Source organism: Rhizomicrobium sp. (genome assembly GCA_037200385.1).
In the GTDB taxonomy this organism is placed as follows: Bacteria; Pseudomonadota; Alphaproteobacteria; order Micropepsales; family Micropepsaceae; genus Rhizomicrobium.
Genome location: JBBCGL010000001.1, coordinates 4303385 through 4325162, shown reverse-complemented (window position 1 = coordinate 4325162; position 21778 = coordinate 4303385). Strand labels below are relative to the sequence as shown.

General features: G+C 67.3%; 24 protein-coding genes. 5 read left to right on the top strand and 19 right to left on the bottom strand.

The window, feature by feature from the left end; genetic code table 11:
- Positions 1-183: 183 nt before the first annotated feature.
- The 8 genes from WDM91_20755 to WDM91_20720 all read right to left on the bottom strand — a co-directional run bounded on the left by WDM91_20755 (position 184) and on the right by WDM91_20720 (position 7118).
- Positions 184-1575, bottom strand: coding sequence for an aminotransferase (locus WDM91_20755; protein ID MEI9997038.1), 1392 nt, complete (start codon positions 1573-1575; stop codon positions 184-186).
- Between the two features lie 187 nt (positions 1576-1762).
- Positions 1763-2314, bottom strand: a complete 552-nt coding sequence (locus WDM91_20750) for an SRPBCC family protein (GenBank protein MEI9997037.1) — start codon at positions 2312-2314, stop codon at positions 1763-1765.
- 21 nt (positions 2315-2335) lie between these two features.
- The gene (locus WDM91_20745) at positions 2336-2806 is read right to left on the bottom strand and encodes an SRPBCC family protein (protein MEI9997036.1); all 471 of its coding nucleotides are present in this window, start codon (positions 2804-2806) and stop codon (positions 2336-2338) included.
- Entirely contained in the window at positions 2803-3120 is a 318-nt protein-coding gene (locus tag WDM91_20740; protein ID MEI9997035.1) for a metalloregulator ArsR/SmtB family transcription factor, read from the bottom strand. Before WDM91_20740 ends, WDM91_20745 begins: the two co-directional genes overlap by 4 nt.
- Positions 3121-3268: 148 nt before the next feature.
- Entirely contained in the window at positions 3269-4849 is a 1581-nt protein-coding gene (locus tag WDM91_20735) for an EAL domain-containing protein (protein ID MEI9997034.1), read from the bottom strand.
- A gap of 68 nt (positions 4850-4917) precedes the next feature.
- Complete coding sequence (locus tag WDM91_20730; protein ID MEI9997033.1) at positions 4918-5664, bottom strand: gamma-glutamyl-gamma-aminobutyrate hydrolase family protein; 747 nt, start codon at positions 5662-5664, stop codon at positions 4918-4920.
- 4 nt (positions 5665-5668) lie between these two features.
- Positions 5669-6310, bottom strand: a complete 642-nt coding sequence (locus WDM91_20725) for an outer-membrane lipoprotein carrier protein LolA (GenBank protein ID MEI9997032.1) — start codon at positions 6308-6310, stop codon at positions 5669-5671.
- Between the two features lie 178 nt (positions 6311-6488).
- Positions 6489-7118: a TetR/AcrR family transcriptional regulator gene (locus WDM91_20720; protein ID MEI9997031.1), complete on the bottom strand. Its 630-nt coding sequence runs from the start codon at positions 7116-7118 to the stop codon at positions 6489-6491.
- A 135-nt stretch (positions 7119-7253) separates the two neighbouring features.
- On the opposite strand from WDM91_20720, the gene WDM91_20715 reads away from it, so the two are divergent.
- The 5 genes from WDM91_20715 to WDM91_20695 all read left to right on the top strand — a co-directional run bounded on the left by WDM91_20715 (position 7254) and on the right by WDM91_20695 (position 13682).
- Positions 7254-8246, top strand: a complete 993-nt coding sequence (locus WDM91_20715) for an NAD(P)H-dependent glycerol-3-phosphate dehydrogenase (GenBank protein MEI9997030.1) — start codon at positions 7254-7256, stop codon at positions 8244-8246.
- A gap of 20 nt (positions 8247-8266) precedes the next feature.
- Positions 8267-9088, top strand: coding sequence for an SGNH/GDSL hydrolase family protein (locus WDM91_20710; GenBank protein ID MEI9997029.1), 822 nt, complete (start codon positions 8267-8269; stop codon positions 9086-9088).
- 30 nt (positions 9089-9118) lie between these two features.
- Positions 9119-9409 carry a YciI family protein gene (locus tag WDM91_20705; GenBank protein ID MEI9997028.1) on the top strand — a complete coding sequence of 97 codons (291 nt, stop codon included), beginning with the start codon at positions 9119-9121 and terminating at the stop codon, positions 9407-9409.
- Positions 9410-9420: 11 nt separating this feature from the next.
- Positions 9421-9837 carry an EVE domain-containing protein gene (locus tag WDM91_20700; protein ID MEI9997027.1) on the top strand — a complete coding sequence of 139 codons (417 nt, stop codon included), beginning with the start codon at positions 9421-9423 and terminating at the stop codon, positions 9835-9837.
- 227 nt (positions 9838-10064) lie between these two features.
- Entirely contained in the window at positions 10065-13682 is a 3618-nt protein-coding gene (locus WDM91_20695; protein ID MEI9997026.1) for an autotransporter domain-containing protein, read from the top strand.
- A gap of 83 nt (positions 13683-13765) precedes the next feature.
- On the opposite strand, the gene WDM91_20690 is transcribed toward WDM91_20695, so the two are convergent.
- The 11 genes from WDM91_20690 to WDM91_20640 form a co-directional block, all read right to left on the bottom strand.
- Positions 13766-14242 carry a GNAT family N-acetyltransferase gene (locus tag WDM91_20690; GenBank protein ID MEI9997025.1) on the bottom strand — a complete coding sequence of 159 codons (477 nt, stop codon included), beginning with the start codon at positions 14240-14242 and terminating at the stop codon, positions 13766-13768.
- A gap of 57 nt (positions 14243-14299) precedes the next feature.
- Positions 14300-15697, bottom strand: coding sequence for an NAD(P)(+) transhydrogenase (Re/Si-specific) subunit beta (locus tag WDM91_20685; GenBank protein MEI9997024.1), 1398 nt, complete (start codon positions 15695-15697; stop codon positions 14300-14302).
- Position 15698: 1 nt separating this feature from the next.
- Positions 15699-15839, bottom strand: a complete 141-nt coding sequence (locus tag WDM91_20680; GenBank protein MEI9997023.1) for a hypothetical protein — start codon at positions 15837-15839, stop codon at positions 15699-15701.
- Positions 15836-16123, bottom strand: coding sequence for a proton-translocating transhydrogenase family protein (locus WDM91_20675; GenBank protein MEI9997022.1), 288 nt, complete (start codon positions 16121-16123; stop codon positions 15836-15838). The genes WDM91_20680 and WDM91_20675 overlap by 4 nt, the downstream gene beginning before the upstream one ends.
- 24 nt (positions 16124-16147) lie before the next feature.
- A complete protein-coding gene (locus tag WDM91_20670; GenBank protein ID MEI9997021.1) occupies positions 16148-17278 on the bottom strand; it encodes a Re/Si-specific NAD(P)(+) transhydrogenase subunit alpha in 1131 nt (376 codons plus the stop codon).
- Between the two features lie 10 nt (positions 17279-17288).
- Positions 17289-17447, bottom strand: coding sequence for an aa3-type cytochrome c oxidase subunit IV (locus WDM91_20665; GenBank protein ID MEI9997020.1), 159 nt, complete (start codon positions 17445-17447; stop codon positions 17289-17291).
- Positions 17448-17580: 133 nt separating this feature from the next.
- On the bottom strand, positions 17581-18003 hold the full coding sequence (locus WDM91_20660) for an SgcJ/EcaC family oxidoreductase (protein ID MEI9997019.1): 423 nt from the start codon (positions 18001-18003) through the stop codon (positions 17581-17583).
- Positions 18003-19034 carry an alpha/beta hydrolase gene (locus tag WDM91_20655; protein MEI9997018.1) on the bottom strand — a complete coding sequence of 344 codons (1032 nt, stop codon included), beginning with the start codon at positions 19032-19034 and terminating at the stop codon, positions 18003-18005. Before WDM91_20655 ends, WDM91_20660 begins: the two co-directional genes overlap by 1 nt.
- A complete protein-coding gene (locus WDM91_20650; protein ID MEI9997017.1) occupies positions 19031-19495 on the bottom strand; it encodes a PaaI family thioesterase in 465 nt (154 codons plus the stop codon). Before WDM91_20650 ends, WDM91_20655 begins: the two co-directional genes overlap by 4 nt.
- A 17-nt stretch (positions 19496-19512) precedes the next feature.
- Positions 19513-20613, bottom strand: coding sequence for a DUF2332 domain-containing protein (locus WDM91_20645; GenBank protein ID MEI9997016.1), 1101 nt, complete (start codon positions 20611-20613; stop codon positions 19513-19515).
- The gene (locus WDM91_20640) at positions 20549-21745 is read right to left on the bottom strand and encodes an aspartyl protease family protein (GenBank protein ID MEI9997015.1); all 1197 of its coding nucleotides are present in this window, start codon (positions 21743-21745) and stop codon (positions 20549-20551) included. Before WDM91_20640 ends, WDM91_20645 begins: the two co-directional genes overlap by 65 nt.
- Between the last annotated feature and the right edge of the window lie 33 nt (positions 21746-21778).

Below are 21778 nucleotides of genomic sequence, written 5' to 3'. Positions count from 1 at the left end.
ATTGCAAGATTTTTTTCGCTGAAAGCAGATTTCGAATTATTTTTAATGACAGATGCAAATCTGCAACGGCCAAATTTGACCACAAGCGGCCGCGGAATTCCGCGAAAACGACGCGAAGGGCGACTTGGCGACGGGCAGATGAACGGCTGACGCCGACAACGCACGGCGACGTGATCGCCGTCCTCAAAGCTTGCCGCAATCCCGCGCGGTGCGGTCGATCGCGGATTTCAGCTTGGCGACGATCTCCTCGACCTCGCCTTCCGAAACGACAAGCGGCGGCGCGAGCACCATCGTGTCGCGAACCGCGCGGCTGACGAGACCGTCGTTGAAGCAGTAGTTGCGGCAGAGCGTGCCGATGGTTCCCGGATCGGGAAAGAATCTGCGCTCCGCCTTGTCACGCACGAGCTCGATCGCCGCGAGCAGGCCGATGCCGCGCACTTCGCCCACGATCGGATGGTCGGCGAAGGTCTCGCGCAGGCGGCGCTGGAGATAAGGTCCGATGGCGTCGCGCACGCGCGGCACCAGGCCGTCGCGTGCGATCACTTCCAGATTCTTGAGCGCGACCGCGCTCGCCACCGGATGGCCGGAATAGGTGAAGCCGTGGACGAGTTCCTCATTGGCGTTCAGCAAGGTCTCGTCCATGCGGGCGCCCAGCGAGATCGCCGAGATCGGCTGGTAGCCGGAAGACAGGCCCTTGGCCATCGTCATGATGTCGGGGGCGATGCGGTAGGTCTGGGCGCCGAACCATTCGCCGGTGCGGCCGAAGCCGGTGATCACCTCGTCGAGATGCAGCAGGACGTCGTAGCGGGCGCAGATGCGCTGCACCTCGTGCCAATAGGTCGCCGGCGGGAAGATCAGACCGCCCGCGCCCTGCACCGGCTCGGCCGAAAAGGAGGCGACGCGGTCGGCGCCGAGCTCGAGGATCTTCTCCTCGAGGCGTCCGGCGATCAGCAGGCCGAACTCCGCCGGCTCGATGTCGCCATAGCCGGCCGCCTTCGCGCCGTACCAATAGGGCGCCGGCACTTTCTCGAAGCCGGGCAAGGGCAGGTCCCATTGCGGATGCATCGGCGTCAGGCCCGAGAGCGAAGCCGCCGCCATGGTCACGCCGTGATAGCCATAGTCGCGCGACAGGTGGATCTTCTTCTCCGGCCGCCCCTTCAGGTTCCAGTAGTAGCGGATGAGCTTGAGCGCGGTGTCGTTCGCCTCCGAGCCGGAATTGGCGAACAGCACGCGTTCGTGCCCGTCCGGCAGCAGCGTCGCGAGCTTGGCGGCGAGCTCGATCGTCCAGGGGTTCGAGGTCTTGAAGAAGTGGTTGTAATAGGGGAGCGCCTTCAGCGCCTCATAGCCGGCCTCGGCCAGTTCGGCATTGCCATAGCCGAGCTGGACGCACCACAGGCCCGCCATGCCGTCGATGATCTTCTCGCCTTCGCTGTCCCACAGATAGACGCCGTCGCCGCGGGTGATGACGCGCACGCCTTCCCTGTTCAGGGCAGCGGTGTCGGAGAAGGGATGGATGTGATGGGCGGCATCGAGGGCCTGCCAGTGTTTCGTCTGATTGCTGCCATGCGGGGCCATGGGCGCGCACTCCTTGAAGGGGAACGAAGCGAAGGCGGCGGCCGCGCGCACGCGGCCGGCGGACTTCAAGGGTTGAACCCGATCCGCGCACATAGCACGAGAAGCGCGCGCTTGGCTGTCATGCGGCGAGCCTAGCAGCGGACGCGCCGGGTTTCACCTCTTCCGGCAGGCGTTGGGCGCCCTCTTTTCAGGGCTTGGGTGCGGGGGCGCCGGTTTCGACGAGGGATTTGAGGCGCGCGAACTGCTCGCCGAGGACACCGTCGACCGGCGCGGCCCAGCTCGCGAGGCCGTCCTTGAGATAGCCGCCGACATTATAGGTCGCGGTGAGATCGGTGCCGTCGCCGGCCGCCGTCAGCCGGATCGTCAGCGCCCCGTCGACGCCCAGCCCCTGGAGCGGCCCGAGCGCGCCGCGCAGCACCAGCGCCTTTCCCGGCGCGGCGTAGACCACGACGAGGTGCTGCACCGAGGCGCCGCCGGCCAGGGTCTCGCACCAGCAGCCGCCGGCGCGCGGATCGAGCGTGAGATTCGCAGCCTCTCGCGAAAAGGTGTGCTTCGAACTCCACCACCGCGCGGGCGCGACCAGCGCGGCATAGACCTTTTCCGGCGGCGCCGCGATATGGACGGCCTCCGCCACCGAGAAACCGTTCGCGGCGGAATCGGCCACCGCGGCATGCGCGCCCGGACAGACCAGCGCGACGGCGACGAGCAGGCCCATCGCGACATGACAGATTCGATGCATGACGGTTCTCCTCTTTGCGAGTCAGCGTTCGGCTTCGCTCTTGAACAATTCCAGAATCCCCGGCCAGCCGCCATCGACCGCGCCACGCATCTTCCCGCCACCTTCTTGGCCGAGACTCTCGAAGCCGCGATGATCGAGGTCGACGCGCGTGACGTTCGGCCCTTCCGGCGTGAAGGTCACCTCGACCTCCGACGCGACGGTCGCGTCGGGCTTCCATTGCGCATCGATCTCCCAGCTGAAGACGATGCGGACGGGCGGCTCCCACACAAGCATGTGTCCGACCACGGCTTCGCTGCCGTCCTCGTGCACGGTGTACCAGCGTCCGCCCTGGCGCGGCTCGATCACCGATCTGCGCAGCGGCGTGGCGCCGATGGAATGGCCCTTCGGCCACCAGCGGTCGATCCCGTTGGTGAAGACTTCGAAGGCGCGCGCCTGCGTGGCGTTGACGGTGAGGCTCTTCCGCACCGGTGCGATGACGATGGTCTTGCTCATGTGCCGTCTTCCCCTGTGTCCTTTTCGGCTTCCGCCTTGAAGGCGTCGAGCGCGCTCTCCCAGAATTGATCCAGCCAGGCCCGCAACTGCGCCAAGCCGTGCGGATCGATGCGGTAGATGCGGCGCGTGCCGTCCTGCTCTTCACGCACCAGCCCGGCCTTCTTCAGCACCTTGAGATGCTGCGACACCGCCGGGCGGCTGACCGGCAGGCCGTTCGCGAGCTTGCCGACGGCCGAGGGGCCGGCGCGCAGTCGTTCGAACACCTGACGGCGGGTCGGATCGGCCAGCGCTTCAAGGGCATTTCTGTAAGCCATGACTAACGGTAAGTTACGGCTTACTATAAGTCAAATCGCTCGCTGCGAGCGGTGTTGGCGCTTCGATGCGACCCAACAGAGGCCTGCTTTGGGCGCCTCACGGGCGTCCATGACGGCAGGGGATCAACGCTCCAATTGCGTACGGATTCTAGCCCCAGACTTCCTTTACGCCCTTGCGCTTGGCAGCGACCTTCACGCCGGGGGCCGGAATGTCTTCGGTGCCGGCGCCGAAATAAAAGCCTTGGCCCAGATCGAAGCCCATCGCCTTGGCGGCGGAGACCTGCTCGGCGGTCTCGAGGAATTCGGCGACCGTGACGATGCCGAGTTCGGCGCAGAGCTTCACCATACCGCCCAGCAGCACGTCGTCGCGCCGGGATTGCCCCAGCTTGGCGATCAGGCGGCCGTCGAACTTCACGAAATCGACCGGCAGCGCATGCAGATAGGTGAGCGACGCGGCGCCGGCGCCGAAATCGTCCAGCCCGACGCGGAAGCCGAGCTCGCGCAGCGCGGCCACCGCCTTGGCGGCGGCATCCAGATCGGCGATCTCGGCGCTTTCGGTGATCTCGATCAGGAGCCGGCCGCTCAAGGCGCGCTTGCGGGCCAAGAGACCCGCCAGCAATCCGAAATTCGACGGCGTGCAGATCGTCCTGCCCGACAGGTTGAAGGCGATCTGCTGATCCCGCGAAGTCTTGGCTTCGACGACGGCGACGATCTTCGCCGCGACGGCGAGATCGAACGCGTCGGAGATGCCGAGCGCCTCGATGAACTGGATGGACTCGCCGGTGGCGGCGCCTACGAAGCGGGCGAGCGCCTCGAAATGCGAGGTCTCGCCGCTCTTCAGGTCGACGACCGGCTGGAAGACGACGCCGAAGCTGCGGTCGGCGACCGTCTCGGTCAGGGCGCGCAGGCGATCCTGGGTCTCCTCCAGCATCCGGTTGAACTGCGTCGCCGCATCGGTCGCTGCGTCGCCGTTCCATTGCCCGCTGGTGAACTTGTCGACGACATAGCGCATCACGAGATCGCGCTGCGCTTCGGAAAGATCGCGCCCCTTGAGCGAGACCAGCGTCTCCTCGATGGCCAGCGCCGCGGCGCCGCTTTCGGCAAGGGCAGCGCGGATCTTGCCGGCGAGCTTGGGCATGCCGCCCACCGCGTCGGCGATGATGCAGAAGCTGGATTGCGACAGCCGTCCGGCTGCCTTGGCGCCGACCTTGGTCAGGGCCGCGCCGATATTGCCGAGCAGCTTGGCGGAATCCTCTTCGCTGAGCGTCGCGCACAGCTTCGGCAGGCCCGGAAGATTCACGAGGGCAAGCGCGTCGCCCTCGCCTGCCAGCTGCGATGCCGCCGCGAGGAAGCCGTCGCGCGTCTGAAGCCCGGTCTTGGCGTCGAGCGCGGCGAGGCCGCGGCCGCCCGGTTTCGAGAAGGTGCAGGAAACCTGGTTGCCGTTGTCGGGCAGACGGAACATCGACAGCGCGACCTCCGCACCGGCCGCGAGCTTCAGCCGGAACGGCCCCGCGCGATCGCCCTTGGCGAGCGAGCGGCTGAGGGTCGCGAATTTCGCCGTTTCCGACGTCGCGAAAAGCCTGGCGGCCGGCTTCCCCACGACGGCGCCGTCCTTCACGAAATCGCGCGCGGCGCCCGTCGCGAAGGTGACGGTGCCGTTCACGTCGACTTCGAAGAGGAAGTCGGCATTCGCGAAGGCGAAGCCCAGCAAGCGGGCGGCGTCGATCATGGGTGGGCAGCCGTGACGTGTCCGTCAGGCTCGCACGCAAAACACTAGGAAAGCGTAAAAAGCGGGCCTCAGCGCCCCGCATGCGCGCGCAGGGCGTCGCCGAACGCGGCGAAGATCGCGCGCGAAACCGGGTTTTCCGACCATGCCCATTCCGGGTGCCATTGCACGCCGAGGACGAAGCCCTCGGCGTCCGGCATGGAGACCGCCTCGATCTGGCCGTCGGGCGCCACCGCCTCGCGGCGCAGCGGGCCGGCCATGCGATCGATGCCCTGGGAATGCAGCGAGTTCACCGCAAAGCTCCGCTCACGGAGCAATTGCGCGAGCAGCCCACCCTCTTCCACCGTCACGCCATGCGCCGGGCCGTATTGCTCGGCCAGCGAGGCCTCCGTCTTCTCGCGATGGTCGCGGCGGCCGGGCACTTCGTGCACGTGCTGGAACAGCGTGCCGCCGAGCGCGACGTTGAGCTCCTGGAAGCCGCGGCAGATGCAGAGCACCGGCTTGCCGGCGGCGATCGCGGCTTTCAGCACGGCGATGGTCGTCGCGTCGCGATGGGTGTCCTGCAGCACGCTGTCGCGCGGCGGATGCCCGCCATAGAGTTGCGGCGCCACGTTGGAAGGCGAGCCGGTGAAGAGAAAGCCGTCGACGGCGGCAAGGAGATCGTCGGGCGGCACCGGCGGCTCGAGCACCGGCAGCAGGACCGGCGTGGCGCCCGCGCCCTGGCGCACCGCCTCGATATATTTCTCGCCGACCATGTGGAACGGGTGCTTGCCCACCATGCGGCGGTCGCAGGGAAAGCCGACGACGGGTCTGCGCATGGCACTAATCCTGGTGGCGACGCAGCGAATTCTTGTCGGGGAGCACAAACAGCGACGCCGGCAGCACGGCACCGGGCTGCAGGTTGCGCACCGCCACCGTCGTCGTCAGGCCCTGGTTGTCGACGACGCTCCATTGCCGCAACTCATATTCCGGCTCGGAGAACACCAGCGCGATATTCGCATTGCTGCGATTCTGGCTGGTGCGCAGCGAGATCACGAGGCTGCCCTGGGCGTGGCTGACGCTCAGGAGGCGCGGATCGTGGCGGATGTCGACCGTGTTGTTCAGGATCAGGCTGAGCGGCGTGTCGTTCAACGGATAGCGGTCGACGGTGTTCAACCGCCTGTTGGCGACCGCGACCGTGCTGCCGTCGGCGACGATCAGCGTCGGCGAGGGCGGCCGGTACTCGAAGCGCATCTTGCCGGGCTTGGAGATGTAGAACGCGCCTTCGACGACATTGCCGCTGGGATCGAGCTGCATGAAGCCGCCCTTGAGCGTGGCGATGCCGTTGAGATAGGCGCTGACGGCATCGAGTTCGGCGCGGTCGGCTTCGCTCAAATCGAGATGGCGCTGCGGCGCCACTTGCCCCGCGCCCATGAGGAGCGGCGAGGCGGCGGCGATGAGGACGGCGAGGAGGAAGCGGCGCATGGCGCTTCTTAGCCGGGGTTTGTGGCCGGAGCTAGGCGTGCCGTTGTGCGTGCTTCGAGGCTCGCCTTCGGCTCGCACCTCAGCATGACGAGATATGAGGTGCTTCGGGATCAACCCGGAGCGCCACCCCGAGGTGCTCCGCCGGAGGCGGAGCCTCGAAGGGCGACGCGTGGCTGCGCTACTCCGCCGCCTGACGCGAGGCGTTGCGGCATTCCGCGGCATGGACCGGGCAGAGGCCATCGATCAGGAGATTCATCACCCCCTCCAGCTCGCGCTCGAGCTTGGGCAGCGTCAGCTTGGTCCATAGCTGCGGATAACGGAATTTCATGGTGGCGGACTGCACCATCTCGGCGGTGAATTCCTTGTCGGCAATGGTGAACTCGCCGCGGCGCTCGGCCTCGACCATCAACTCGACGAGGATCTTGCGCTCGTTCTCGAGCATCCAATTGGCGAAGGTCGGGCGCTCCTGGCTGATCACCCGCGCCATGTCGAGGGCGCGCGGATCCTTCTCCAGCTTGTGATAGGTGCGGCGCAGCTCTTCGAACAGCAGGTCGTGCAGCCGCTCGCGGGCGTTCCTGCCCGGCGCCACGGCCAGCTTGCGCAGGTGCTCCAGATGCTTGGTGTAATCCTCGGTCGCGATCGCCTCGGCGATGTCGAGCTTGCCGGGAAAGAAGCGATAGAGATTGCCGGGCGACATCGCGCAGTCGCCCGCGACCTCGGCCATCGTGGTCTTGGCGTAGCCGAAATGCGAGAATCGTTTCTTCGCGGCTTCGACGATGCAGTCCCGGACGGAGTGTTTTTCGGCCATGTGCAGTTCCCTACCCAAGCGCAATTTCTTCTTGTACCGGAGAAGATAATGACGATTTCTGAATAATCAACAAATCGTTCAATCTTCTTACCGAGGACGGGAACTCCGATTGTGGAAAAAAGTTCCGGAATGCCAATGGTTTACAGCGCCATCACGACAATCGGAGGTGGCGCTTGGGGGACGGCCCTGGCGCTGGTCGCGGCGCAGGCGGGGCGGAAGTCCCTCCTGTGGGCACGGGAATCGGCCGTCGTCGATTCGATCAACCGGAGCCATGACAATACGCGTTATCTGCCTGGGATTCCCCTGCCGGCGACGCTGGCGGCAACCGCCGATCTGTCCCAGGCCTGCCGTGCCGACGCCCTGCTGATCGCGGTTCCGGCGCAGCATCTGCGTGCCGTGCTCGCGCAGCTGGCCCCGCACGTCGCGCCCGGCACCCCGCTCCTGCTCTGCGCCAAGGGGATCGAGCGCGGCAGCGGCCTGCTGCTCACCGAAGTGCTGCGCGAGGCGGCGCCGGACGGCGTGCCGGCGATCCTTTCCGGCCCGTCCTTCGCGCGCGACGTCGCCAAGGGCTTGCCGACCGCCGTCACCATCGCCGCGGCGCAGATCGAGATCGCACAGCGCTTGCAGGCCAGCCTCGCGCAGGCGCAGTTCCGGCCCTATGCCAGCGACGATCTCACTGGTGTGGCGCTGGGCGGCGCCGCCAAGAACGTCTACGCGATCGGCTGCGGCATCGCCGACGGATTGGGCCTGGGCGAAAGCGCCCGCGCCGCACTGCTGGCGCGCAGCTTCGCCGAATTGCTGCGCCTGGGCGAGGCGATGGGCGCGCGCCCCGAGACCCTGATGGGCCTGTCGGGGCTCGGCGATCTGGTGCTCACCGCGTCGAGCCCATCCTCGCGCAATTTCGCCTTCGGCTTGAAGCTGGGGCGCGGCGAAACGCTGCACGAACTGCGCGCGCCCGGCGCGCCGCTGGCCGAAGGCGTCGCGACCGCGCCCGCGCTGGTGGCGCGCGCCAAGCGGCACGGCGTCGAGCTGCCCATCGCGCAGGCGATAGCGGCCGTGCTCGACGGTACCTTGCCGGCGGGCGCGGCCTTGGAAAAATTGATGTCCCGGCCGCTGAGGCCGGAGTGAATTGGAGCTTGTGGGGGCTCATGCAGAAGATCTGGGGCCGCGCGCTGGTCGCGGGCGTCGTCGCGCTGTGCGCGCTCCTGCCCGCGGCCGGGCGCGAGAAGCCGGACCGCACCGACAATCCCAATATCGTCGACGACGCCTGGATCCGTCCCGCCGACGTCCTCCTGATCGGTGATTCGGAAAGCCTCGGCTATTTCGGCGCCCAGCTTTATCGCTCGCTCTCCACCGAGCCCGACCCGCACAGCGGCAGGCCGCTTACCGTCTGGAGCTTCTGGACCTGCGGTTCCGACGTCACCACCTGGATGCGCGGCGGCGTTTCCTATTGCGGCATCCGCAGCTGCAACGGCGCCGGCGACTGCGCCCGCGACCACGGCCCGCTCGACCGGCCGGGACGGGTCCGCTACCTGGCGCTCGGCGACTATGTCGCGCGGGTGAAGCCCCGGATCACCATCGTCTCGCTCGGCTCGAACATGCTGACGGCGCGGCCCGGCGCCTTCCGCGCCTTCTACGACACCTATCTGGCGCAGGCCCGGCGCCTCGCGGACGCGATCGCCGACGGACACAGCCGCTGCATCTGGATCGGCCCGCCGCAGGCCGCGCTCAAGACCAAGCCCGAAGCGGACTATGCGCGGTTCGTCGCCGATGTCGGACGCGCGGTGCGCGGCGAGGGCTGCGCCTTCATCGACTCCGCGCCGCTCAGCGACCGCAACTTTGTCCTTCGCGGCGACCCCGAAGGCATCCATTATCAGGCGGCCGGCGAGAAGGACTGGGAACGCAAGGTGTGGACCGTTCTGCGGCCTGTGTTGCTGGCGAGATTGACGCACGGACTTGATCCTCCCTAAAGGGCGGGATCGAATTGAAGGAAGACCCATATGCTGTTCGTCGTCACGGCCATCGACAAGGAAAATGCGCTCGCCCTGCGCCTGGCGACGCGCGAGGCGCATTTCGCCTATGCCCGCGAGACCGGCGTAATCCGCCTGGGCGGCCCCTTCCTCGACGCGAAGGACGAGATGGCGGGAAGCCTCATCATCTTCGAAGCCGCCGATCTCGCTGCCGCGAAGGCGTGGCACGCCGGCGATCCTTATGTGAAGGCGGGGCTGTTCGCCCATTCCGAGGTGCGGCCGTGGAAGGCGACGTTCAACCATTGCGACGCCAAGCTTTGACGGAGGGTGCCATGGCCTATTGGCTGTTCAAGACCGAAGCCGACACCTTCTCCTGGGAGATGCAGAAAAAGCGCGGCGCCAAGGGCGAGCCGTGGAGCGGGGTGCGCAACCATCAGGCGGCAGGGCATATGAAGGCGATGAAGAAGGGCGATCTCGGCTTCTTCTATCACACGGGCGACGAGAAGCAGATCGTCGGGATCGTGGACGTCATCGGCGAATATCGCCCCGATCCCACAGACGAGACCGGCAAGTTCGGGCTCGTCGATGTGAAGGCGGTCAAGGACGTCCCCAAGCCCGTGACGCTGGCACAGGTCAAGGCCGATCCCAAGCTCAAGGACATGGTGCTGGTGAAGGCCGCGCGCCTGTCGGTCCAGCCGGTCAAGCCCGAGGAATGGGCGTATATCTGCAAGCTTGGTGGGCTGAAGTAACAGCCAACAAAGATATATCCGTGTAAACATCGGAACAGGCAGACATATTGTTCGATATATCCGCTGATGTCGGATTGAATATTTCAATGCACACAGAATTCTGCTTATCCACCTGAGTTCGCTGCGATTTTGATGAATTTTTTTTGAATTGCGGTACTCACGCCACAGTGAAGTTTGTTAGCGTTCTCCCCATGGGCGACTTGGGGTCGCCCCTGCAGGGGAACATCATGACAAACAGAAACCGCCGCCAGCTGGCGGGCGTCCGGAATGCCTTCCTTGGCGCAACCGCTCTGGCCGGCTTTGCCGCACTTTCCACGCCGGCAGCCGCCATCGTGATCAACGACAACTACACGCCCGCGGACGTGGTGGACACCACCAACGTCACCGGCGTCGGCCAGATGGTAATCGACGAGCAAAACGGCTTCATCGGTCTCTGCACCGTGTCGCTGATCAATCCGCGCACGGTGATCTTCGCGTCCCACTGCGTGAACGAGAACGCCGACGAAAACGCCTTCCAGCCCGGTACGGCCTATGGCGCGAAGTTCGGCGGTTCGCCGATCGGCTTCTTCTTCAACGCCAACAACAACGCGGCCGGCAATTCGGCCATCGGCCACTGGCTGAGCGGCGTCGCCGGCGGCCCGGCGTACCAGACCGACGTCGCGAACCACGCCTACAATTCGAACTTCGTGGTCTACGACACGAATTGCTGCACCATCGGCGTCGGCAACAACTTCCTGCAGTCCGACATCGCGATGGCGGCCCTCGACACGCCGGCCCTCGACATCCCGACTTGGACGCTGCTGTTCAGCCCGCTGACCGCGCCGGCGCACGCCACCATCGTCGGCTATGGCGACAACGGCATCGGCACCAACGGCCAGGGCTCGATCGACTTCAAGCGCCGCGTCGCGGAGAACGTCGTGAGCGTGCTGGGCTCGCTGGACGACCAGGACGCGGCTCTGTTCGGCAACCCGGACGGCCTGCCCGCCAATCTCTACATGATGGATTTCAACGACCCCAAATTCAACACCGCAGACGCCAATGTCTTCGACTTCAACATCTTCCACGACACCGCCTACGACAAGGAAGGCATCACGGCGCCGGGCGATTCGGGCGGACCGCTGATCATCGACAACACCTTCGCCTCGCCGACCATCGCGGCGGTGCTCTCGGGCGGCGACCGCTTCTATGGGAGCGCGCAGCCCGGCTCGTCCTATGGCACGACCTCGTTCTACCAGCCGCTTTATCTGTATTGGGACTGGATCGTCGCCAACAACCCCTACAAATACGTCACCAACACGGGCGGCGATCATAGCTGGACCGATATCGACGCCTTCAAGATGGCGCTCGATCCGGCCTATCTGACGGTCGACGGCAACGGCAACACGATCAACGCGCTGCCGACCACCGCGGCGCTGGGCGAGGCCGACGTGCCGGCCGGCTTCGGCGAGGTCTGCTATTACGACGACTGCATCAACATCGTGACCGGCGTGGAGAACAAGCATTCGCCGGCGCCCGGGCCGAATCCGGCCGGCGGTCCGCCCTCCGACTCACAGCCTGTCGCGGGGAGCGGCTCGCGCCCGTTCGGCGGCGGTCTCGGCATCGAAGGCTTCCGTGCCCTGGTGCAATCCTTCATCGCCGCCAATGGCGGCCAGGATTGCGGCGCAGCGCAGGTCAGCGTTGCCGCGCTCAATTCGGGTGATCTCAGCGCCGTGCAGTCCGCCTGCCCGGCGGCGGGCGGCGGCGGCGGCGCTTCGGCCAGCGCCAGCGCACAGTCCGATTGGACGAATCCGGAAGGCTTCGCCCATGTCGGCGACGACGTGAACGGCGAGGACGTGCAAGGCGCGCCCGGCGCCTCGCCCGGCCGCGTGGTCGACAACACGGACGGCGACCCGACGACCGGCGCACCGGCCCGCTATTACGACGTCACGCTCTCGGCCGACGGCACGACGACGCTTTCGGGCGCCGACATCACCGTCGACAAGCTGACGATCAACGGCGCGGCCACCGGACTGACGATCGCGGCGGGCGCCAGCCTGACGACCAACATCGTCACCCAGACCTTCGCCGGCGACCTGAAAGTCAACGGCGTCCTCAACAGCCCGAACGGCGTGGTCATGTATGGCGGCATATTGGAGGGCACCGGCGTCGTGAACGGCGACACCTCGTTCCTGATCGGCGCCGTCGCGCCGGGCACGAACGGCACGATCGGCACGCTGACGATCAACGGGGCGCTGGGCCTGAGCCTGGGTTCGACGACCCTGATCGACATCACCAACAACACCACGGACGTGCTGGCGGTCAACGGCGATGTCGCGCTGGGCGGCACGCTGATGCCGGAGCCGCTGACCACGCCGCACTGGCATGACACCCATGTCTTCCTGACCGCGACCGGCGCGGTGACGGGCAGCTTCGACGAGGTTGCCGACACGTTCGTCGGCCTGCTCTATCCGAAGGTGACCCAGCAGGTCGTCGGCGGCGTGACGCAGGAGGTCCTGACGGTCGAGGCCGAGACCTTCGCCCAGTTCATGGGCGGCGCCGGCACACCCGACCAGAAGGCGATCGCCGGCGCGCTCGACGCGCTGCGCGGCTCGCATTACGACGACCTGGCGCCGATCTACCAGGCGTTGGACACGCTGTCGGACGGCGCGCTGATCCAGGCGATCGGAAACTTCGAGACCCTGGCGCCGGACACCGAACGCGCCGCGCCGCTGGTCGAGGACATGATCCAGTCCAACCTCGACAGCATGATCTGGCAGCGTCTCTACCAGGTCGGCGGAACGCCGGACGACAGCAAGAGCGCCGGCCTGAGCATCAACGCCGAGGGCCTCAAGATGGCGCTGGTCTCGGCCGGCGGCACCTCGCCGGGGTCGCAGCAGCTCGTCGCCATGGGGATGGGCATCGCAACCAATCCGGGCGCCGGCAATGCCATGCCCGGCACGGGCGCGGCGGTCTCGCCGAACGACGCGAGCGACACGTGGATGGATCTGCCGGCCGGCCTGGGCGGCTTCCTCTCGGGCAGCGCGCTGAACGGCAGCGTCGAGGTCGGCGGCGGCGGCGGCCGGGCCAAGGTGAACGGCCTGGTGATCGCCGGCGGTCTCGACATCGCGGCCGGCGGCGGCCTGACGGTCGGCGTCTCGTTCGGCTATTCGGACGCCACCGCGACGCTGTTGTCGCGTCCGGCGGTGCTGCAGACCAACGCCATCCAGGGCGCGGTCTATGGCCGCTACGACTTCGGCAACGACTACATCCTCGAAGGCTTCGCGTCCTACGGTCATCAGACCATCCAGTCGCGGCGCATCGCGATTGTGGGCGCCACGAGCTATGACCTGTCCGGTCACACCGGCGGCGACTCGCCGTCGGTCGGCGGCTACTTCGGCCGGACGTTCCGGTTCGACGCGTCCGACGCTGCGTTCAAGATCGTGCCGTCGGTCAGCCTGCAATATGCCGAGGCGGATGTGGATGCGTTCAGCGAGACCGGCGGCGCGCCGGCCTTGACCTTCGACTCCTATGGCGAGCGGACGATCCTGAGCCGGCTGGGCTTTGACGCCCAGACGACCTTCGATCTGGACATGCTGCATATCACGCCGAACTTCCATGGGTTCTGGGTGAACAATTTCGGCCACGCCAATGCGATCGACGCCGCCTTTGCGGCGGCGCCGTCCTCGATCATGACGTTCGAGATGGCCCCGCGGCAGCACTCCTATGCGGAGCTGGGCGGCGGGCTCGATTTCGATCTCGGCGACGTGCTGGGGACCGATGCGACCCTGTCGGCGCGCTACGATGCGCAGACCCGGGAAGACGTCTCCTACGGCGCCTGGACCGGCCGCCTGTCGATCAAGTTCTGATCGACGGCATAGCCAAACGGAAAAGGCCGCGGCGAAAGCCGCGGCCTTTTTTTTTGCGGTTCGCGCGCCGCCGAGCCGTCAGGTCACAGATACTTTCGCAGCTCCAGCGCATAGGGCGCGAAGCCGGCCTGCCGATAGACGTCTTGGGCGCGCGCATTGTCCGCCAGCACGCCGATCCGCAGGATGCCGATGCCGTGCTCCTTGGCCCAGGCCTCGCAGCGCGCGATCAGGTCGCGCCCCAACCCCGTGCCGCGCGCCGCCTCGACCAGGTAGAGCTCCGCGATATAGGCGAAGCGGCGCTGCGCCTCGACGACATAGATGTCGTCCTGCGCCGCATGGACCACGGCCCAGCCCAGGATCGCGCCGGCGTCCTCCGCCATGAAGACCGCGCCGCCCCGTTCGGCGAGGCGCTTGTCGAGCACGGCGAGATGGTCGGCCGCGACCGTGGCGTCGAGCCGCCGGTTGGGCTCGACTCTGTGCTCGAAAGCCTGCAGGCCATCGATGAAGGCGAGCATCGCGGGCCGATCGTCGGGCAGGCGGGCGGGACGGATCGTGGTCATGGCCGCAATCTGCCACAGCGCCGCGGCATGGCAAGGCGCGGCGGCCGAGGGAGGGCCCTAGCCCAGCGCCTTGACGATCTCTTCCGTCATCTTCTTGGCGTCGCCGAACAGCATCATCGTGTTGTCGCGGAAGAACAGCTCGTTCTCGACGCCGGCATAGCCCGAGCCCATGCCGCGCTTGATGAAGAGCACGGTCTTGGCCTTCTCGACGTCCAGGATCGGCATGCCGAAGATCGGCGACTTCGGATCGGTCTTGGCCGAGGGATTGGTCACGTCGTTGGCGCCGATGACATAGGCGACGTCGGTGTTGGCGAATTGGGAATTGATGTCCTCGAGCTCGAACACCTCGTCGTACGGCACGTTGGCTTCGGCCAGCAGCACGTTCATGTGCCCGGGCATGCGGCCGGCGACCGGATGGATGGCGTAGGAGACCTTGACGCCCTCCTTCTTGAGGATGTCGGCCATCTCGCGCACCGCGTGCTGCGCCTGGGCCACCGCCATGCCGTAGCCCGGCACGATGATCACGCTGCCCGCGTTCTTCATGATGAAGGCGGCGTCCTCGGCCGAGCCCTGTTTCACGGGGCGCGTCTCGGCCGGGCCTTTGGGGCCGCCGGTCTCGCCGCCGAAACCGCCCAGGATCACCGAGACGAAGCTGCGGTTCATCCCCTTGCACATGATGTAGGAGAGGATCGCGCCCGACGAGCCGACCAGCGCGCCGGTGATGATCAGCGCCGAGTTCTCCAGCGTGAAGCCCATCGCCGCCGCCGCCCAGCCCGAATAGGAGTTGAGCATCGACACGACCACCGGCATGTCCGCGCCGCCGATCGGGATGATCAGCGTGATGCCGAACACGAAGGAGAGAACCGCGATGGCCCAGAACGCCCAGGCCGGCTGCGCCACGGTGAAATAGACCACGAGCCCCGCAATCGCGAGGAACAGCACGGCGTTGAGCACATGCCGCGCCGGCAAAAGGATCGGCGCGCCGCTCATGTTGCCGTTGAGCTTGGCGAAGGCGATGATCGAGCCCGCGAAGGTGATCGTGCCGATGGCGACGCCGAGGCTCATCTCGATCAGGCTCTGGGTGCGGATCGCGCCCTCCGCACCGATCCCGAACGCCTCGGGCGAATAGAACGCCGCCCCCGCCACCAGCACCGCAGCCAGGCCGACCAGCGAGTGGAACGCCGCGACCAGCTGCGGCATGTCCGTCATGTGGATGCGCCGCGCGGCGAACGCGCCGATGCCCCCGCCGATGCCGAGGCCCGCGACGATCATGATCCACGTCGTGACGTCGGTGACGCCCGCGACCCACAGCGTGGTGAGGATCGCGATGGTCATGCCGACCATGCCGTTGCGGTTGCCCGCCCGGCTCGAGGCCGGCGACGACAGGCCGCGCAGCGCCATGATGAACAGGACGCCGGAGACGAGATAGAGAAGCGCGGCGATATCGGCTTTCATCTCAGCGCCCGCCGTCGTTTCGGCGCTGCCACACATGCAGCGCGAACCCGGATGCCGAAATCGCGAACCCGGCCGCCATTAGCGTCATAAGCCCGCCGCGGATGGCCTGAGGATCGGAAAGGAAATGGGCCATGGCGCTCACTTCTCTTTCTTCTTGTACATCGCAAGCATGCGCGCGGTGACGAGGAAGCCGCCGAAGATGTTCACGCTTGCCAGGATCAGCGCGCCGAAGCCCAGTCCCTTGGAGACCCACGAGCCGGAATCGAGCACCGGTACCGCGACCGCGATCAGCGCGCCGACCACGATCACCGAGGAGATCGCATTGGTCACCGCCATCAGCGGCGTGTGCAGCGCGGGCGTCACGCTCCACACCACGAAATAGCCCACGAAGATCGCCAGCACGAAGATGGTGAGGCGGAAGACGATGGGATCGACCATTTCCATGGGATTTCAGCCTTTCAGCGCCGGATGCACGACCTGGCCGTCGCGCGTCAGGCCGGCACCCTTCACGATCTCGTCGTCCCAGTTCAGCGCCAGCGCGCCGGTCTTCTTGTCGACGATCAGGGAGACGAAATTGAACAGGTTGCGGGCATAGAGCGACGAGGCGTCGATCGCCAGCCGGCCGGCGAGATTGGTGTAGCCCATGATGGTCACGCCATGGACCTCGACGACTTCATCGGCCTTGGTCAGGGGCGTGTTGCCGCCCTGCTCCGCCGCGAGGTCGACGATCACCGAGCCCGGCTTCATCGTCTTGATCATCTCCTCCGTCACCAGCACCGGCGCCTTGCGGCCCGGGATCAGTGCGGTGGTGATCACGATGTCCTGCTTCCGGATGGTCTCGGCGATCAGCGCCGCCTGCTTGGCCTGGTATTCGGCACTCATCGGCTTGGCATAGCCGGCGGCGGTCTGGGCGTTCTTGAACTCCTCGTCCATCACCGCGACGAAGGTGGCGCCGAGCGATTCCACCTGCTCCTTGGTGGCCGGCCGCACGTCGGTGGCCGAGACGATGGCGCCGAGCCGGCGCGCGGTCGCGATGGCCTGCAGGCCGGCGACGCCGACGCCCATCACCAGCACGCGGGCCGGGGCGATGGTGCCCGCGGCCGTCATCATCATCGGCATGGCGCGGCCGAACTGCGCCGCGGCATCGATCACCGCCTTGTAGCCGGCGAGATTGGCCTGGCTCGAGAGCACGTCCATCGCCTGGGCGCGGGAGATGCGCGGCAGGAGCTCCATAGCGAAGGCGTCGACGCCCTGCGCCGCCAGCTTCACCGGCGTGTCCTTGTCGGTATAAGGCGCCAACAGCGCGGCCAGCACCGCGCCGGCCTTCATCTGGGCGATCGCGCCGGCCTCCGGCGCCCGCACACCCAGCACGATATCGGCTCCCGCCAGCGCCGCGCCGGCATCGGGCGCAATGCCCGCGCCCGCCGTCTCGTAATCCGCATCGGAGATCCGCGCGCCCGCGCCCGCGCCCGTCTCCACCGCAACGTCCAGGCCGAGGCCCTTGAACTTCTTGACGGTGTCGGGCGAGGCCGCGACGCGGGTCTCGCCGCCCTGGCGCTCCTTGAGGATCGCGAGTTTCATCCGGGCCGCGTCAATGCGTCCGGAAGATGGCGAGGAAGACCATGATCAGGCCGACGAAGATCGCCGACCATTTGACGAATTTGGTGAACCCCGCCCAGGCCTTCACATGCTGGCTGATGTCCATCGTGCCGGGCTGGTAGTCGCCGTGAGAATCGCCTTGCGCGGCCATTTGAGTCCCCTGGTGAAGCGGGCGGGACTATAGCAATTGATCCCCCCGGGGCAACCGCGCATGGGGCCGCATTTTGCGGGCAAAACGACCGAAAGCCTCGGCGAGCGGTCGGCCGTAAACTTCGAGCGCCCGCTCAGGGGCGGAGCATCGTATTCCCCGTCATCGGGTCGACCAGCGTGACGTTCTCGAGCGCCTGGATGCGCCACGCGCCGCCGCGGAGCGTCACCACCGCAAGGATCAAGGTGTCGACCTGGTGCGGCCCTGCCGGATGCGCGGCGCCGGCACTGAGCCGCGTCCAGAAATGCAGGATCGCGGCCTCGTCGCCGATCGGATCGATATCGGGTGCGTCGATCGCGAGCGTGGAATCGCGATAGATCGAAGCGTGGATGCGGGCGTGGCCGGCGACGATCTGGTCCACTCCGCGCCAATAGGTTCCGAACCGGTTCACGAAGGTCGCACCCGGATGGAACAGGTCCCCGAACGCCGCCATGTCATGCGTGTTCCACGCGTCCTGGAAACGCGCGGTGATCGCTGCGGGCTCCGTCCCCGCGGTCATCATGCCCCCATCAAGGGCTTGCGCGTCGCCGTGGAGTGTTCCCAGTCGGCCAGCAGGGCGCGCAGCGCCGCGACCAGCGCCAGGGGCTGGTCCAGCATGATGTGGTGCTGAGCCTGCGGGATCTCGACCACCGGCGCCTGGCGGCCCAGCAGGTTGAACATGTATTCGCCGATCGAAGGCGGCAGCAGCACGGAATGCTCGCCGCGGAACACCGCGATGCGGCAGCGCGTGGCCTTCAGCCGCTCCGCCGTGTCGCCGATGGAGAAGCGCTGCCAGATCGCCGGGTCGAACTTCCAGGTGAAGCCGGTCTGGCCGTCGCCCTTGGGCACCTCCTTGAGCGAATACCGCGCCACCCAGTCGACCAGGTAGAGGTTGTCGCAGCTCTGCGGCGGCATCAACCGGAAGCGCGCCATCGCGGCGCCAAGCGTGGGATAGATGTTGTGCGGCTTGATCGGCCGGTCCGGCGGCCCGCCGGGGCGGTCGGGCGGATTGACCGGCGAGTCCACGATCACCACGCCCGCCAGCCGGTCGCCATAGAGCCCGCCGGTCAGCATGGTGACGAAGCCGCCGAAGCTGTGCGCCACGATCACCGGCGGCTCGTCGAGCTTGAACATGCCGGCGTCTTCGCAGACCGCGATCTCCTCCCGCGCGAAGAGGTCCATCGCATAGCCGCCGGGACGCCAGTCACTGTCACCCATGCCGGACAGGTCCATGGCGGCGACATTGTAGTCGCGGGCGAGGAACGGCGCGATGAAGTCCCACCAATGGGCATGCGCCGCGTTGCCGTGGACCAGCAGCAGGCCGGGCCGCGAACGGTCGCCCCAGCGCAGATAGTGGATCTTCGCACCGGAGACTTCGACGAACCGGCTTTCCGGCTTGATCGCAAGCGCATCCCCGAACCATTTCGGCGCCGGCGGCGGCGCGCCGTCCAGATCCGCGAGCGGCCCCTGGGTTGCCTGGATGGTGAACATCTGCTTCTCGGTGTCGGGCAACAGGCCGGGCACCGGCGGAAGGATGGGCGTGTCGCTCATGCGCCGGTCTCCGCGGGATGCGGCGTCAGGCGCGGGCCCAGCACCTTGAACACGCCGGTGCCGGTCATGATCGTGCGCGCGCCGGTCCAGATGCGGCCCTTGACGGTGTAGAAGCCGTCCGCGTCGCCGATCATCTCGCTCGTGCCCTCGACCCAGTCGCCCAGCTTGGCGGCGGCGACGAAATCGGTCGTCATCCGGGCGGTGACCCAGTAATGCGAGCGGCGGTTGGAGATCGAATGGCCCCACACCATGTCGGCGAACGCCATCAGCATGCCGCCATGGCAATTGCCCATGCCGTTGACGTGATGTTCGCCCACCTGGAAGGCGCGGATGAAGCCGCCGTCCTTCTCATCGCGCTCGTAGAACGGCCCGACCTGACGGCCGAAGCCCCGCGACCAGTTCATCGGCCTGAAGCCCGGCGGAATGCGCGTGGTCTCGGATTCGAAGAGATCGTCTGACATCGCCCCATTGTGACCTTTTAGGCGAGCCACTCAAGCCAGGTGCCGTGCGGATGGCAGTTCGCCAGCACGGCCTCCTCGCGCACCCCGTCCGCGTAGCGGATCAGCGACAGCGTGTAGAGCGCACCGTCATACTCGAACGACAGCCGCCAGACCGGCCGACGCAGCCCCGCGACGGTGAGGATGCCCTCCAGCGCGTCGCGCATCTCGCGGCTGAACTGATAGACCGCGATGGTGTGATAGACGACCGGCGCATGCTCGCGCGGCACCGCGGCGAGCGCATCGGGCAGCAGCTCCAGGGCGTCGCCGGCCAGGATCGGCGGCGCTTCCCGCGCAAAGAGCGCGATGGCGCGGTCGAGGCGCGCGAGCCGGCTCGCCTGGTCGGGCCAGATCAGCGCGCGCAGCCAGTCGCGGTCGTCGGCCTCCGACAGATCGACGGGGTTGAGCTCCAGCCCCACGCGGCCGCCGATCTGCGGCGTCGGTCCCACGGGCGGAATCTTGTCACCGCGCAATTCGCAGTCGATCACCAGCGGCGCGCTTGCGTTCACGGACGCGGCAGTCCCGCCGTCGCGCCGGTAGCGCACGCCATAGCGGTCCCAGATCAGGTTGAGGCCCGCGCTCGGACCGATCTCGATCAGCGAGAGCGGCACGGCCGCCTGCTGCGCCGCGGCGCGGAAGCCGGGATGGAGGATGGCGCTGCGGCCGACCTCGTTGGTGTTGGTCACGCGGGTCGCGATCAGCGGCGCGATGGCATCGCGATGCCGTTCGACGAAGGCTTCGAATTCGGGAAACGGATCCTCGTGCTCGGCCGACGCGGTGCCGCCGGCCGTGGGATAGAAGCGCGTCAGCGGATCGCGTGCGCCGCGCAGGATGAGGAAATGCACGGCTCCCAAAAGCAGATTGGCATGCGGCTGGCCCGCGCGGGCCTGCGCCGCCAGCGCCTTCAGCCCGGCGTCGCCGCCGATGCCGGCCGAGAGGCGCGCGTAAAGCACGCTGCCGGTGCGCGCGGCGTCCTGCGCGAAGAAGGTCCAATAGTCGATCTCGCCCGCGATGGCCTCATCCTCCCGGCAGCAGGTCGCGCGGCCGCAGCGTCGCCTGTCCGGCCCGCCCGCGCCGCACATAGTCGAACAGAATCGGCTCGTCGAACGTCGGATCGCGCAGCTTCTCGCGGATCGCGAAGAGATCGAGCGTCTCGCTCTTGCGCCGGTCGATCGCCGTGACGACATCGCCGACGCGCAGGCCCGCGACGTCCGCCGGTCCGCCAGGGATCACGTCGAACACCTCGAACAGCGCTCCATGCCGCCCAAGCCACAGACCGCCGCGATCGTAGCGGTCGGCGACCTGCGCCCCCGGCAGCAGCCAGAGGCGGTTGTGCGGATAGTCGATGAAAGTGCGGAAATGCTTGAGCACGCCGGTTCCGACGCTGCCTGCGATGTGCGGATCGGCGAAGGCGCCGGACGTCTGCAGCGAGAGGCGGGCGACGATGCCCCGTGCCTTCGCCGGACCGAAGGCGAAGAGCGGCACGCGCACCACGACGCCGCGGATCGGCCCGCCGACGCCGTAGCCGGTGAGCGCTGCGATCCCCGGCGTCAGCGTGGCGTCCAGATGGCGGGCGCGCCAGAAGGGTCCGAACAAGGTCAGCGAGGAGCGGTCGCCCAGATCGACGACGAACCGGCCGCGCACGCCCGCGACGCTGCCGCGTACCAGCGGCATGAAGCCCTGGTAGAAGGTGAAAGGCACCGCGATCGCGCCCGGCGGGGCGTGGAACGCGTTCGGCTCGATCAGCCGGAGGCGCGCCGTCGCGAAATCGATGTCGACCACGTAACGCCGGAAGACCGCCTCGCCCGCGATGCCATCGAAGCGCCGAAAGCCGATCACGTCGTTCAACGCGCCGAAGCTCTGCGCCGTCATCGGCAGGTTGCGGAACGTCGCGCGCCCGATCTGCAGCGTCGCGACATGCGTCTTCACGACCCAATCGCTGTGCTCGCCCGCGCCGCCGGCACGCGCGTGGCCTTCCACCGGTGCGCCGATGGCCTGCATGGTCCGGAGGGATATTCCGCCCGTATCGGCGCCGGTGTCGAGCAGGAGCCGGAACGGCCCCTGGCCGTTGAGCGTCGCCGGCACGAACACCCGGTTGTCGATCAGCGTGAACGGAACATCCGCCGCGACGGGCTGCGCCTTGAGCGAAAGCGGCGCCGACACGGCGAGCGCGACGCTCAGCGCGGCGAGCCGCTGCCACGATTTGCGCGCCATCCCGGTCATTTCCGTGCCGTTTACCCCTCGTTA

Excerpts from the sequence above, each read along its gene's own strand:
- WDM91_20755 (MEI9997038.1), bottom strand. The coding sequence starts at position 1,575 with ATGGCCCCGCATGGCAGCAATCAGACGAAACACTGGCAGGCCCTCGAT.
- WDM91_20750 (MEI9997037.1), bottom strand. The coding sequence starts at position 2,314 with ATGCATCGAATCTGTCATGTCGCGATGGGCCTGCTCGTCGCCGTCGCG.
- WDM91_20745 (MEI9997036.1), bottom strand. The coding sequence starts at position 2,806 with ATGAGCAAGACCATCGTCATCGCACCGGTGCGGAAGAGCCTCACCGTC.
- WDM91_20740 (MEI9997035.1), bottom strand. The coding sequence starts at position 3,120 with ATGGCTTACAGAAATGCCCTTGAAGCGCTGGCCGATCCGACCCGCCGT.
- WDM91_20735 (MEI9997034.1), bottom strand. The coding sequence starts at position 4,849 with ATGATCGACGCCGCCCGCTTGCTGGGCTTCGCCTTCGCGAATGCCGAC.
- WDM91_20730 (MEI9997033.1), bottom strand. The coding sequence starts at position 5,664 with ATGCGCAGACCCGTCGTCGGCTTTCCCTGCGACCGCCGCATGGTGGGC.
- WDM91_20725 (MEI9997032.1), bottom strand. The coding sequence starts at position 6,310 with ATGCGCCGCTTCCTCCTCGCCGTCCTCATCGCCGCCGCCTCGCCGCTC.
- WDM91_20720 (MEI9997031.1), bottom strand. The coding sequence starts at position 7,118 with ATGGCCGAAAAACACTCCGTCCGGGACTGCATCGTCGAAGCCGCGAAG.
- WDM91_20715 (MEI9997030.1), top strand. The coding sequence starts at position 7,254 with ATGGTTTACAGCGCCATCACGACAATCGGAGGTGGCGCTTGGGGGACG.
- WDM91_20710 (MEI9997029.1), top strand. The coding sequence starts at position 8,267 with ATGCAGAAGATCTGGGGCCGCGCGCTGGTCGCGGGCGTCGTCGCGCTG.
- WDM91_20705 (MEI9997028.1), top strand. The coding sequence starts at position 9,119 with ATGCTGTTCGTCGTCACGGCCATCGACAAGGAAAATGCGCTCGCCCTG.
- WDM91_20700 (MEI9997027.1), top strand. The coding sequence starts at position 9,421 with ATGGCCTATTGGCTGTTCAAGACCGAAGCCGACACCTTCTCCTGGGAG.
- WDM91_20695 (MEI9997026.1), top strand. The coding sequence starts at position 10,065 with ATGACAAACAGAAACCGCCGCCAGCTGGCGGGCGTCCGGAATGCCTTC.
- WDM91_20690 (MEI9997025.1), bottom strand. The coding sequence starts at position 14,242 with ATGACCACGATCCGTCCCGCCCGCCTGCCCGACGATCGGCCCGCGATG.
- WDM91_20685 (MEI9997024.1), bottom strand. The coding sequence starts at position 15,697 with ATGAAAGCCGATATCGCCGCGCTTCTCTATCTCGTCTCCGGCGTCCTG.
- WDM91_20670 (MEI9997021.1), bottom strand. The coding sequence starts at position 17,278 with ATGAAACTCGCGATCCTCAAGGAGCGCCAGGGCGGCGAGACCCGCGTC.
- WDM91_20665 (MEI9997020.1), bottom strand. The coding sequence starts at position 17,447 with ATGGCCGCGCAAGGCGATTCTCACGGCGACTACCAGCCCGGCACGATG.
- WDM91_20660 (MEI9997019.1), bottom strand. The coding sequence starts at position 18,003 with ATGACCGCGGGGACGGAGCCCGCAGCGATCACCGCGCGTTTCCAGGAC.
- WDM91_20655 (MEI9997018.1), bottom strand. The coding sequence starts at position 19,034 with ATGAGCGACACGCCCATCCTTCCGCCGGTGCCCGGCCTGTTGCCCGAC.
- WDM91_20650 (MEI9997017.1), bottom strand. The coding sequence starts at position 19,495 with ATGTCAGACGATCTCTTCGAATCCGAGACCACGCGCATTCCGCCGGGC.
- WDM91_20645 (MEI9997016.1), bottom strand. The coding sequence starts at position 20,613 with ATGTGCGGCGCGGGCGGGCCGGACAGGCGACGCTGCGGCCGCGCGACC.
- WDM91_20640 (MEI9997015.1), bottom strand. The coding sequence starts at position 21,745 with ATGGCGCGCAAATCGTGGCAGCGGCTCGCCGCGCTGAGCGTCGCGCTC.